Here is an 11,789-nt window from a genome sequence, read left to right as displayed (position 1 = left end):
GTCCGACCGTGACTTCGAGGAGGAGAAGCCGGATGGATGACGACTTCGAGTGCTACGCGGAGTTCATCGACGGGTCGTGGACCTACTGCGGCTGCCCCGACTGTGACCAGCGCGAGTACGACGACATCGAGCGCGACATCGAGATGGGCTGCGGCCCCGACCTGTTCTGACACACCCCCAGGGCCCGGCCGCTTGCTTGGCGGTCGGGCCGCCCTCACAGGAGGAGATCAGTGAGTACCCCACCTCGCACCCGGCCGGTCGTCGTCCCGCCGCCTCCGTCGTCCCCGCCGAGGATCGAGCCGTCCGCGAAGCGGTCGGTCCCGGTGGACCGGGGCGCGGCTGCCGCGCTGCGGGCGGAGCGCAGGCGGGTGGCCTTGCAGCCGTTCGTGCAGCAGCGGTCGCGGTCCACCCACCGCACGCGGCAGAAGAACCGCAGCCTGACGATCAACATCAACAAGAACTCCGGGCGTCCGGCCGGTACGGCGATCGGCCAGAAGTCCTCGGGTGAGACGACCGGCACGCCGGGGGCGGAGTTCATGACGAACGAGGACATCCGCGCGTTCTCCGAGCACCTGCGCAAGCAGGGCCGGAACAGGGCCGTGGAGCGGTCGATGGACTACGAGCACCTGGTGCAGGTGCTGCGCCACATCCCCGCGTCGGACGGCTCGCTGTCGGGGGCACGGATGCGTGCGCGTCGGGTGGCCAAGCACCTGAAGGCCATCGCGTCGGCCGAGAAGGTCATCGCGAAGCAGGCCGCCGCGCTCTACGCGAGCTTCGAGCGCGAGTTCGAGTCCGACCTTCGGAAGGTCGGCAAGGCCCGCCCCACGCAGGCCCCGCGCGCCCCGTTCACTTTCAACTGACAGGAGCACCTCGGTGACCGACACTCCCAAGATCGCGAAACTGTTTCTCACCCCGCACACCCGGCCTTGGGCGGCGCTGGCCGCCGAGGTCCCCGCCAGCGTCGCCACGCACATCGTGTGGGGCGACTCCCCGGCCGCCGCGGCGGCGATGACGCTGGCGGCGGGCGGCTTGACGGTGGCCACCTGGGTGGCCAGCAAGGGCACCGCGGCGGTCCGCCGGGCCCTTGCGACGCTCTCCACTGGCGCCGGTACCGGCTACCTGCTGGTGGCCACCGTCACCGACCCGTTCGACCCCGCCTTGATCTCCACGCTCGGTATCGGCGGCGCCGCGCTCGCCGGGACGTGGAACGTGGTCACCGCCCTGAAGGTCCGCGACGCCGCGTCCGGTGGCCCCAGCGAGACCGGCGTGCTGGTCAAGTCGATCGGCCAGGCCCGCGCCAAGCTCCGCAAGAAGCCCGAGGTGGAGCCCAACAAGGTCACCGCGCCGCTCCAGTTGGACGGCATCACCCCGGGCGAGTTGGGCAACCGGATCGAGGCCATGGCCGTGGAGCTGGGCATCTCGCCCACCAGCATCCGTATCCTGCCCGACCCGGAGCGGGCCGACCGGCCCGAGCTGGTGATCGTGCCGACCGACATGCTCAAGGAGTCCACCCCGTGGCCGGGCCCCTCCAACCTCGGTGGCTCGATCACGGACGCGATCCCGATCGGCCCCTACGAGGACGGCCAGATCGCCGAACTGTGGCTGCCCGCCGACCCGGCCACCGGCCGCAACGCCACGCACTTCGGCGTGTTCGGCATGAACGGCTCGGGGAAGTCGGCCGGGTGGTCGGTCGTGGTGACCGAGGTGCTGACCAGGCGGGATGTCATCGTCTGGGGCGCCGACCCGAGCAAGGGGCAGCAGACCTTCGGTCCGTTCATGCCGTACATGGACTGGTGCGAGACCACGATGGCCGGGGCCGAGGCCATGGCCGCCGCGCTCCCGCAGGTGATCACCGCGCGGGCCGACCTGATGGGCCGCCACGGCTTCAAGAACTGGACCCCCGAGGTCTACGAGAAGCTCGGCATGCCCTACATGGTCGCCTGGTTCGAGGAGTCCGCGAAGCTCTTCCGCGCAGGCGACGTCGAGATGGAGGGCATCGTCCAAGAGGCCCGCTCCGCTGGGATCACCGTCGAGCTGAGCCAGCAGCGCCCCTCCAGCACCTCGATGCCGACCGACGTCCGCGAGCAGCTGGGCGGAATCCTCTGCTTCGGCGTCAAGGGCTCGACCACGGCGGACATGGCGCTGCCCGAGGACGTCCGCGACGCCGGAGCCCGCCCGGAAGCCTGGGAGAACCGGCGCCCGGGCTACGCCTACCTCGTGGCCCCGGGCGTGCCGGAGGAGCGCTACGTCATGCCCCTGCGCACCTACAACATCACCGACGAGCAGATCGCCGGAACGCTCGCCATCGCCCCACGCCCGGTCGCCGACCAGGTCACCGCCCGCGCGGCCGGTGAGGCATACGCCAACCGCCCCCGCCACACCGCCGACACCACCACCATCCGGCAGGAGGGGCACACCGTGCGCACCCGCGACGACGAAGAGGAGGAGCGCGAAGCCGCCCTGGACCGACACGTCGAGCGGACCATCATGGAGGCCGCCGGCATCACCCACGACGGCACCCCGGACCCCGACGTCGACCCCGACAAGGAGATCCCCGCCGTCCCCACCGACCGGGTCTGGTCGCTCGGGCAGCCGCCCACCGGACGCACCCCCCAGCGGCGCCTGACCCCCGGCGAAGCCGAGGCCGAACTGCTGGCGATCCTCGAGGAGTTCCGCGAGGAGAACCGCGAGCTGATCGGCCCGCGGGACTTCTCCCCGTTCTGGGGCAAGGACGGCCGCCTCAACCGGAGCAGGGCCTGGCTCAGCGAACAGCTCGGCGAGCTGGCCGACGCCGGACTCCACCTCGCCGAGACCGGCGACGAAGGCACCTACCGCCTGCTCCACCCCGAGCCCGCCAACGCCTGACACCCCCACTGACCTGCACTGACACCTTCTGACACCCACCTGGGGTGCCGGAAGGTGTCAGAACGGGGCGTCAGCGGTGTCAGAACGGGTGTCAGAAGTTCTGACACCCCCATCCACCTATAGCAACGCGTGTGCGCGCACGAAGCCGCGCACGTTCTGACACCCCGTTCTGACACCGCCCGGCCGGAGAGGAACGGAACCCCCGTGAAACCCCGCGCGGCGCGCGTCCTGGCCGCCGCCCTGCATGCCTGGACCACCCCCACCCCCCACCCCGACAAGGCCGCCGCCCGGCTCGACATCCGGGAACCCTCCCGGTGGGAGCACACGGCCACGATCAACCTCACCCACGGCCACACCGACCGGCTCATCGGACTCATCCGCGCCGACGTCGCCGACCGGCTGCCGCGCCACTGCTCGCCCGAGCAGACAGCACAGGCCATCGAGCAGCACCTCGCACACCGGACCGCCGCCGGACACCGCACCGTGAACCACCGCGACCTGCTCGACATCGCCCGCCGCACAGGCCAGACCACCCACTGGCTCGCCCACCACCTCATCGCACTCCTCGACACCGGACGGCTGCGCGAGACCTGGTGGCGCCCCCACACCTACCGCATCACCACCCCACCCCCCTGGGCCATCCGCCCCGGCATCACCGCAAGGAGCACACACCGGTGAACCACCCCACACCCTTCCACCCCCAGCACGAGCCAGACCGCCACGACCAAGCGCCGCCGCACGACCTCCCGGTCAACCCAGGCGCCATCGAACTGGCCACCGAGCGCCGCGTCGTGTGGGTCCCCGACGCCTACGGCACCGGCATGGTCCCCATCACCCGCGACCTCGCCCCCGCCATGCCCCAGCCCACCGAGCCCCGCGACCTCACCCCCCGCCCGGTCATCGACCCCCGCGCCCAAGTCCTCGTCGCCGCAGGCGCCGGAGCCGGACTCGCGGGCGCCGGACTCGCCCAGCTCGTCAACGCCCTCGCCGCGTTCGGCACCGCCGGACTCCTCGCCATCGGCCTCATCCTCGCCGCCGCCAAGATGCCCAGCCGCCAAGCCCCCACGAGCGACACCCACGTCCACATCACCAACCACAACCGGCTCTGGGGCCGGTCCGCCACCCACACCAACCTCTGAAGAGAAAAGAGACCCGATGACGAACCACACCCCCAGGCCCAACCTGCCGCCCTGGACCACGGTCCCTCTGGACACCCGCGAACACCTGGCCGAACAGACCCCGGCCCGGCTCCAGCGAGTCATGTACGGCACCGACACGGACATCCCGCCTGAACACTTCGCGCGAGACGTCGCCTGGGCAGACGCCCGACTCCGCGAGCTCTGCTCCGACCAGCCCACTGCGGCAACTTGGTTCGGCGATCTCACGTTCGCCGGGGTTGCGCAGGAGCCGGACCGAATGCTGGCCGCCGAACGCGAGTACTACCTCTGCGACGCGCTGATCGAGTACGCCGCCAAGTACTACACGCACGTATGGGTCGACTTCCCCGTGATCGACCCCGAGTGGTTCGGGAAGTTCACCGACTGACACACCCCGGGGCGACGGCACTCCGGCCAGAGATCCCGCCGCCCCGGGGCCCTTGCCCATCCCCTTGCGAGAGAAGGACACCCCCAAGCATGGCACCTGACGTGCGAACGGCGCTGCTGAACGCCGCACTTCACGCCACCGAACACCAGTGGCCCGTCTTCCCCCTGCGCCCTGGCGGGAAGCGCCCGGCCGGGCACGGCGCGGACGACTGCCCCGGCACCGGCCGTTGCTCCAACGGCCACCTCAAGCCCGAGCAGCGCGCCACCACCGACCCCAGCCTGATCCGGGCATGCTGGCAGCACCGCCCCTACAACGTCGGCCTCGCGACCGGCCCGGCCGGACTCCTCGTGGTCGACCTCGACACGCTCAAGCCCACGGACGAAGAAGGAACGCCTGACGGCGTGACCGCCTTCACGGCGCTCTGCGAGCGCGCCGGACAGCCCGCCCCCACCACCCGCCGCATCCGGACCCCCAGCGGCGGGGAGCACCTGTACTTCGCCACCCCGGACGGCGCGCGACTGCCCAGCAGCAAAGGCAAGCTGGCCAGGAAGATCGACACCCGGGCCTGGGGCGGCTACGTCGTCGCCCCCGGCAGCACCGTGGACGGCCAGGTGTACGAGGTCATCGACCCCGCGCCCGTCGCACCGCTGCCCGACTGGCTCAGGCAGACGCTCACACCCCCGCCCCCGCCCCGCCGAACCACCATCCCCACGGCGACCGGCGCCAGCCGCGCCGGACGGTACGCCCAGGCCGCGCTCGACAACGAGACCGCCACCGTCGCCGCGACGACCGAGGGCGGGCGCGACGAAGCCCTGCTGCGCGGCGCCCGCGCCCTGGGGCGCTTCATCGCCTGGGGCGACCTCCCCCGCCACGTGGTCGAACAGGCTCTTCAGGAGGCGGGGGAGACGGCCGGACTGCCACCGAGCCAGTGCCGCAGCACCATCCGATCCGCCCTGAACTGGTCCATCGCCAACAACCCGCGCAGGGGAGTGACCGCATGACCTCCCCACCCCCACCCCGCCTGAAGAGCAACACCACCCCCACCGACCCGAACACCGCCGACGCACCCCAGCCCCTGGCGGCCGAGGGCGACCCGAAGGGCGCCGCCCGACAGGGCGTCCCCTCTGCTGTTCGCCCTGACCCGCAGGCCGAGAACGGCGCCACCCTGCTCAACGAAGTCGAGCACTTCCACCGCCGCTTCAACGCCTTCCCCTCCGAAGCCGCCTACGTCGCGGTGGTGCTGTGGGAGGCACACACCCACCTGCTCGATGCCTTCGACAGCACGCCGCGCCTGGCGTTCCTCTCCCCTGAGCCCGGGAGCGGAAAGACGCGTGCGTTGGAGGTGGTCAGCACGCTGGTGCGGCGCCCCATGCACGCCATCAGCGCGAGCCCGGCCGCGTTGTTCCGCACCGTCGCCGACCAGGAAGGGCGGCCGGTCGTTCTCTTCGACGAGATCGACACGGTGTTCGGCCCCAAGGCAAAGGATCACGAGGACCTGCGGGGCCTGATCAACGCAGGGCATCGCAGGGGCGCCACGATCCCCCGCTGTGTCGGGGACGGTGGGGCACAGACAGTGGTGGAGTTCGCCACCTACTGCGCGGTGGCCGTCGCCGGACTCGGGGGACTGCCCGACACCATCAGGGCGCGGTCGGTCATCATCCGGATGCGCCGCCGGGCTCGCAACGAGAAGGTCGAGCCCTACCGGTACCGCGTCCACGAGCCCGAGGGGCACGCGCTGCGCGACCGGCTCGCCGAGTGGGCGGACAGCGTCCGTGCGCAAGTGGAAGGCGTCTGGCCAACCATGCCCGAGGGCATCACCGACCGCCCGGCCGACATCTGGGAGCCGCTGCTCGCCGTCGCCGACGCGGCCGGTGGTGACTGGCCGGAACGGGCTCGAACCGCCTGCGTCCACCTGGTGAATGCCGCGGCCGACGACGACCGCGCATCCCTTGGCGTTCGGCTGCTGACCGACCTGCGTGACACGGTGTTCTGCGGCGCCGACCGTATGCCCACCGCCGTCATTCTCGAACGTCTCAACGCCATGGACGACTCTCCCTGGGGAGACCTCGACGGGCAACCACTCAATGCCCGCCGACTCTCCCGCCTGCTGCGCGAGTACGTCACTGCGGACAACAAGCCCATCGCGGCGCGGAACATCCGCACGGGCTCCGGGGTCATCAAGGGCTACTGCGCCGCCGACCTCGACGACGCGTGGAACCGGTACTGCCCCCCACCCCCCGAGAATTCCGCTACATCCGCTACATCGGCCACTGAACCGCTCCTGACCAGCGCATAGGCCGTAGCGGAAAAGCACACCGCCAGCCGCTACACACCCGCTACACGCGCCACAGCCGCTACACCGGTCAACGGCGCGTGTAGCGGAACCAATCCGCTACACGCGAGCAATCCGCTACACCCGGCAGACCCGTGACCTGGGCTGTAGCGGATGTAGCGGAAGTAGCGGACCTGACAGGACCCCGGCACCGCATGCCCGAAGGGACTTCCGCATGCCCGCCCCCAGAACCACCACCGCCGCGCCCGGCCCGATCGAGGTTCTGACCGTTCCCGAGGCCATGGCCGCGCTCCGCATCAAGCGGGGCAAGGTCTACGACCTCATCCGCACCAAGCAGTTGACCAGCTTCACCATCGGCCGCGCCCGCCGCATCACCGCCGACTCGGTGCGCGCCTTCATCCGCAGGCAGATCGAGGAGAACGACTGAATGGCCAAGCGTCGCCCCAACGGCCAGGGCACCATCACCCAACGCACCGACGGCCGTTACCAGGGTGCCGCGTACGTGACCGACACCGATGGGTGCCGCGTCCGCAGGTACCGGTACGGCGACACCTATGACGAGGTGGCGGAGAAGCTGGCCAAGCTCCAGGAGCAGGAGCGGAACGGCGTCCCCGTCCCCTCCAAGGCGTGGAAGGTCGGCGAGTGGCTGACCTACTGGCTCGACGAGATCGTCAAGCCGAGCACCGAACACAACACCTACGCCAAGTACGAGGGGAAGGTGCGGCTCTACCTGATCCCTCACCTGGGGAAGAAGTCGATGGTCCGCCTCACACCGACCCAGGTCCGCACCGCCCTCGCCACGATGAAGAGGGAGGAGGTCCCCCCGCCGACCCGGGCCGAGACCCTGCGCGTCCTGCGGAACGCGCTCAACCGAGCCCGCCGCGAGGAGCTGCTGACGCGGAACGTCGCCGAGCTGGTGGACATGCCCAGGGTGGACAAGCAGGAGAGGAAGCCCTGGTCGGCGAAGGAAGCGATCACTTTCCTCAGCGCGGTGCGACAGCACCGGCTCTACGCCGCCCTCGTTCTGCTGCTGACGCTGGGCCTGCGGCGCGGGGAGCTACTGGGCCTGCGCTGGCAGGACATCGACTTCGAGAACGAGCAGTTCACCCCGGTCAGGCAGGTGCAACGGGAGAAGGGGGAGCTGATTCTTAAGAAGCTTAAGACGGACTCCTCCCAGGCCGCGTTGCCCCTGCCCGCCTTCTGCGCCGACGCCCTTCGTGAGCGGAAGCGCGTCCAGAACGAGGAGAGGGCGAAGGCCGGACCGCGCTGGCACCAGGAGCCGGGGGAGGATCTAGTCTTCACCGAGCGGCACGGCGGGCCGATCGAGCCGCGCGGCTTCTCCCGGACGTTCGAGACGCTGGTGTCGAACGCGAAGCCGATCCGCCGGATCACGGTCCGGCTGGCCCGGCACACCTGCGGGACCCTGCTCGCCTTCCTCAAGGTGCACCCCAAGGCGGCGCAGGCGATCCTTCGGCACAGTCAGATCAGCATGACGATGGACATCTACACACACGTGGTGGATGACGACCAGCGGGCCGCCGCCGCGCTGCTCGCGAAGCTCTTGGAGGGCGGAATCCACACCGGTTGATGTCAAAGATGGATGTCAAACGCCCCTGGTCGCAGATGACCGGGGGCGTTTTGGCTGGTGGGGCTAACAGGACTTGAACCTGTGGCCTCATCCTTATCAGGGATGCGCTCTAACCATCTGAGCTATAGCCCCGCTGTGCACGGAAAGGCTAGCGCATGGGCGCCCCGCCGCCCAAATCGCTATGGCCGCTCCGCCTATTCGTCCTCCGCCAGGGTCACCTCGACGCCGCCGACGAATCCCGCCGACAGGTTGTACATGAACGCCCCGAGCGTCGCCAGCGCGGTGGCCAGCACCACGTCGATCACGGCGATCACCGATGTGAAGATCAGCACCCGCGGCAGCGACAGGAACGCCTCGAGGTCGAACCCGCTCTCGGAGTCCGTCTCGGTCGCCTCGGTGATGGTCTCGCCGATGGTCGAGAAGACGCCCATCGCGTCCATCACCATCCACAGCACCGACACCGCGATGATCGTGCAGATCCCCAGGGCGATGGAGAGCAGAAAGCTGACCTTCATCACCGACCACGGGTCCGCCTTCGCCACCCGCAGCCGCGCCTTGCGGGTGCGCGGAACGGTACGCGCGCCGGTGCGCGCGACCCGCACGCCGCTTCCCTGCGTCCCAGGGGACTGCGAGGCCGACGGCGGGGGCGACTGGGGCGGCGGCGGGCCCTGCTGCGGCTGTGGGTACGCCTGCGGGGGGTGGTAATGCTGCGCGTCCTGCCCGTACGGGTCGACGGGTCTGGCACTGGTCATCGTGGTCCCCCCACGCGTCGGGTCATTCGGGGTGTCACCCCGGGGGCCGGTGCCCCCGGGGCCTTGGCCAGGGGCGGCCGCGCCCTGCGGCGGGCCCGAGGGTGAACGGCCGGGCGGCTGCCCATCGTTCCCCGGGACATCCCCGGGAGCTCCCCTGGAACCGCTCACGCCCTACTCCTCATCGCCCGGGGCCGCCGCCTCTTCCACGGACTCGGCCTCGACTTCCTCGGCCTCGCGGCCCGCCTCGGCGTTGCGGGCGATGCCGACCACGGCGTCCCGCTTACCGAGGTTGATCAACTGGACGCCCATGGTGTCACGGCCCGTCTCCCTGACCTCGTTGACCCGCGTACGGATCACCCCGCCGCCGAGCGTGATGGCCAGGATCTCATCAGTGTCCTCGACAACCAGCGCGCCCACCAGTGAGCCCCGGTCCTCCACGATCTTCGCGGCCTTGATCCCGAGGCCGCCGCGCCCCTGGACGCGGTATTCGTCCACCGGCGTCCGCTTGGCGTACCCGCCGTCCGTGGCGGTAAACACATACGTGCCCGCGCGCACGACGTTCATCGAGAGCAGCTCGTCGCCCTCGCGGAAGCTCATCCCCTTGACCCCCGACGTCGCCCGGCCCATGGGCCGCAGCGCGTCGTCGGTCGCGGTGAAACGGATCGACTGCGCCTTCTTGCTGATCAACAGCAGGTCGTCGGACGCGGAGACCAGCTCGGCGCCGATGAGCTCGTCGTCCTGGCCCTGCTCGGTCTGGCGGAGGTTGATCGCGATCACGCCGCCCGAGCGCGGGGAGTCGTAGTCCTTGAGCGCGGTCTTCTTCACCAGGCCCGACTTGGTCGCCAGCACCAGGTAAGGCGCCGCCTCGTAGTCCCTGATGGCCAGGATCTCCGCGATCCGCTCGTCGGGCTGGAACGCCAGGAGGTTCGCCACGTGCTGGCCGCGGGCGTCGCGCCCCGCGTCCGGCAGCTCGTACGCCTTGGCGCGGTAGACGCGGCCCTTGTTGGTGAAGAACAGCAGCCAGTGGTGGGTGGTGGAGACGAAGAAGTGGTCGACGATGTCGTCCTCCTTCAGCTTGGTGCCCCGCACCCCCTTCCCGCCGCGCTTCTGGGCGCGGTAGTCGTCCGTCCTGGTGCGCTTGACATAGCCGCCGCGGCTGATCGTGACGACGATGTCCTCCTCGGCGATCAGGTCCTCGATGGACATGTCGCCCTCGAACGGGATCAGCGCCGTCCGCCGGTCGTCGGCGAACTTGTCGACGATCGCCGTCAGCTCGTCGCCGATGATGGTGCGCTGGCGCTCGGGCGAGGCGAGGATGGCGTTGTACTGCTCGATCTTGGCCTGGAGGTCGTCGTGCTCGGCGGTGATCTTCTGCCGCTCCAGGGCGGCGAGCCGCCGCAGCTGCATCTCCAGGATCGCGTTGGCCTGGATCTCGTCGATCGAGAGCAGCGCGATCAGGCCCTCGCGCGCGACGTCGACCGTGGCGCTGCGCCGGATCAGCGCGATGACCTCGTCGATCGCGTCGAGCGCGGCGAGCAGGCCGCGCAGGATGTGGGCGCGCTCCTCGGCCTTCCGCAGCCGGTAGCGGGTGCGGCGGACGATGACGTCGATCTGGTGCGCGACCCAGTTGCGGATGAACGCGTCGAGCGAGAGCGTGCGCGGCACCCCGTCGACGAGCGCCAGCATGTTGGCGCCGAAGTTCGTCTGGAGGTCGGTGTGCTTGTACAGGTTGTTGAGGACGACCTTGGCGACCGCGTCGCGCTTGAGGACGATCACCAGGCGCTGCCCGGTGCGCGACGAGGTCTCGTCCCGCACGTCGGCGATGCCGCTGACCCGGCCGTCCTTGACCAGCTCGGCGATCTTCTGCGCGAGGTTGTCGGGGTTGACCTGGTAGGGCAGCTCGGTGACCACGAGGCACTGGCGGCCCTGGATCTCCTCGACCTCGACGACCGCGCGCATCGTGATCGAGCCGCGGCCCGTGCGGTACGCCTCCTCGATGCCGGTGCGGCCCACGATCAGCGCGCCCGTCGGGAAGTCGGGGCCCTTGATCCGCTCGATCAACGCGTCGAGCAGCTCGTCCGGGGTGGCTTCGGGGTGCTCCAGGTACCAGCGGGCGCCGGCGGCCACCTCGCGGAGGTTGTGCGGCGGGATGTTGGTGGCCATGCCGACCGCGATCCCGGCCGAGCCGTTGATCAGGAGGTTCGGGAAGCGGGCGGGCAGGACCGTCGGCTCCTGGTTGCGGCCGTCGTAGTTGTCCTGGAAGTCGACGGTCTCCTCGTCGATGTCCCGCAGCATCTCCATCGCGAGCGACGCCATCCGGCACTCGGTGTACCGCATGGCGGCGGCCGGGTCGTTGCCGGGCGAGCCGAAGTTGCCGTTGGAGTCCACGAGCGGCATGCGCATCGCCCAGGGCTGGGCCAGGCGCACCAGGGCGTCGTAGATCGAGGTGTCGCCGTGGGGGTGGTAGGTCCCCATGACGTCGCCGACGACGCGCGCGCACTTGTAGTACCCGCGCTCGGGCCGGTACCCGCCGTCGTACATCGCGTAGAGCACGCGGCGGTGCACGGGCTTGAGCCCGTCGCGCACGTCGGGCAGGGCGCGCGAGACGATGACGCTCATCGCGTAGTCCAGGTAGGACCGCTGCATCTCCGTCTCGAGCGTCACCGGCTCGATGCGCAGGGCACCCGACGAGTTCAGCGGGGAGTTCTCGCCGCCGGGGAGATTGGGGTTGTCGTCGGCCATGACG

Annotated in this window: 12 protein-coding genes and 1 tRNA gene; 10 read left to right on the top strand and 3 right to left on the bottom strand. The window is 70.3% G+C overall.

What is annotated here, in order from left to right; translation table 11 throughout:
* Nucleotides 1–32 precede the first annotated feature (32 nt).
* From D7318_RS32630 to D7318_RS04845, 10 genes are all read left to right on the top strand, one after another.
* Nucleotides 33–170 carry a hypothetical protein gene (locus tag D7318_RS32630; protein ID WP_183091506.1) on the top strand — a complete coding sequence of 46 codons (138 nt, stop codon included), beginning with the start codon at nucleotides 33–35 and terminating at the stop codon, nucleotides 168–170.
* Between the two features lie 60 nt (nucleotides 171–230).
* Nucleotides 231–860, top strand: coding sequence for a plasmid transfer protein TraA (traA, locus tag D7318_RS04885; protein ID WP_147437619.1), 630 nt, complete (start codon nucleotides 231–233; stop codon nucleotides 858–860).
* A 13-nt stretch (nucleotides 861–873) separates the two neighbouring features.
* A complete protein-coding gene (locus D7318_RS04880; RefSeq protein ID WP_120695575.1) occupies nucleotides 874–2,865 on the top strand; it encodes an FtsK/SpoIIIE domain-containing protein in 1,992 nt (663 codons plus the stop codon).
* Nucleotides 2,866–3,069: 204 nt separating this feature from the next.
* Complete coding sequence (locus tag D7318_RS04875) at nucleotides 3,070–3,543, top strand: hypothetical protein (RefSeq protein WP_120695574.1); 474 nt, start codon at nucleotides 3,070–3,072, stop codon at nucleotides 3,541–3,543.
* Nucleotides 3,540–4,004 (top strand): hypothetical protein, encoded by a 465-nt coding sequence (locus tag D7318_RS04870; RefSeq protein WP_120695573.1) that lies wholly within the window; start codon nucleotides 3,540–3,542, stop codon nucleotides 4,002–4,004. The genes D7318_RS04875 and D7318_RS04870 overlap by 4 nt, the downstream gene beginning before the upstream one ends.
* Nucleotides 4,005–4,020: 16 nt before the next feature.
* On the top strand, nucleotides 4,021–4,410 hold the full coding sequence (locus tag D7318_RS04865) for a hypothetical protein (protein WP_120695572.1): 390 nt from the start codon (nucleotides 4,021–4,023) through the stop codon (nucleotides 4,408–4,410).
* An 89-nt stretch (nucleotides 4,411–4,499) separates the two neighbouring features.
* Nucleotides 4,500–5,411, top strand: a complete 912-nt coding sequence (locus D7318_RS04860; RefSeq protein ID WP_120695571.1) for a bifunctional DNA primase/polymerase — start codon at nucleotides 4,500–4,502, stop codon at nucleotides 5,409–5,411.
* Nucleotides 5,408–6,706: a DUF3631 domain-containing protein gene (locus D7318_RS04855; RefSeq protein WP_120695570.1), complete on the top strand. Its 1,299-nt coding sequence runs from the start codon at nucleotides 5,408–5,410 to the stop codon at nucleotides 6,704–6,706. Before D7318_RS04860 ends, D7318_RS04855 begins: the two co-directional genes overlap by 4 nt.
* A gap of 211 nt (nucleotides 6,707–6,917) precedes the next feature.
* The gene (locus D7318_RS04850) at nucleotides 6,918–7,130 is read left to right on the top strand and encodes a helix-turn-helix domain-containing protein (protein ID WP_120695569.1); all 213 of its coding nucleotides are present in this window, start codon (nucleotides 6,918–6,920) and stop codon (nucleotides 7,128–7,130) included.
* Nucleotides 7,131–8,291: a tyrosine-type recombinase/integrase gene (locus tag D7318_RS04845; protein WP_120695568.1), complete on the top strand. Its 1,161-nt coding sequence runs from the start codon at nucleotides 7,131–7,133 to the stop codon at nucleotides 8,289–8,291. It abuts the gene before it with no gap.
* A gap of 55 nt (nucleotides 8,292–8,346) precedes the next feature.
* Here the strand turns inward: D7318_RS04845 and D7318_RS04840 are convergent.
* From D7318_RS04840 to gyrA, 3 genes are all read right to left on the bottom strand, one after another.
* Nucleotides 8,347–8,423, bottom strand: a tRNA-Ile gene (locus tag D7318_RS04840).
* A 62-nt stretch (nucleotides 8,424–8,485) separates the two neighbouring features.
* Nucleotides 8,486–9,211 carry a DUF3566 domain-containing protein gene (locus D7318_RS04835; protein WP_408055443.1) on the bottom strand — a complete coding sequence of 242 codons (726 nt, stop codon included), beginning with the start codon at nucleotides 9,209–9,211 and terminating at the stop codon, nucleotides 8,486–8,488.
* 3 nt (nucleotides 9,212–9,214) lie between these two features.
* Nucleotides 9,215–11,785, bottom strand: coding sequence for a DNA gyrase subunit A (gene gyrA, locus D7318_RS04830; RefSeq protein WP_183091507.1), 2,571 nt, complete (start codon nucleotides 11,783–11,785; stop codon nucleotides 9,215–9,217).
* Nucleotides 11,786–11,789 lie beyond the last annotated feature (4 nt).

It is taken from the genome of Streptomyces radicis (genome assembly GCF_003626575.1).
In the GTDB taxonomy this organism is placed as follows: domain Bacteria; phylum Actinomycetota; class Actinomycetes; order Streptomycetales; family Streptomycetaceae; genus Streptomyces; species Streptomyces radicis.
Note: the sequence above shows the minus strand (reverse complement) of the source record. Positions and strands in the feature narration are given on the sequence as shown.

What these genes read in the sequence shown, in the direction of transcription:
- D7318_RS32630 (WP_183091506.1), top strand. Translation starts at nt 33, where the DNA reads ATGGATGACGACTTCGAGTGCTACGCGGAGTTCATCGACGGGTCGTGG.
- D7318_RS04845 (WP_120695568.1), top strand. Translation starts at nt 7,131, where the DNA reads ATGGCCAAGCGTCGCCCCAACGGCCAGGGCACCATCACCCAACGCACC.
- gyrA (WP_183091507.1), bottom strand. Translation starts at nt 11,785, where the DNA reads ATGGCCGACGACAACCCCAATCTCCCCGGCGGCGAGAACTCCCCGCTG.
- D7318_RS04865 (WP_120695572.1), top strand. Translation starts at nt 4,021, where the DNA reads ATGACGAACCACACCCCCAGGCCCAACCTGCCGCCCTGGACCACGGTC.
- D7318_RS04860 (WP_120695571.1), top strand. Translation starts at nt 4,500, where the DNA reads ATGGCACCTGACGTGCGAACGGCGCTGCTGAACGCCGCACTTCACGCC.
- D7318_RS04855 (WP_120695570.1), top strand. Translation starts at nt 5,408, where the DNA reads ATGACCTCCCCACCCCCACCCCGCCTGAAGAGCAACACCACCCCCACC.
- D7318_RS04850 (WP_120695569.1), top strand. Translation starts at nt 6,918, where the DNA reads ATGCCCGCCCCCAGAACCACCACCGCCGCGCCCGGCCCGATCGAGGTT.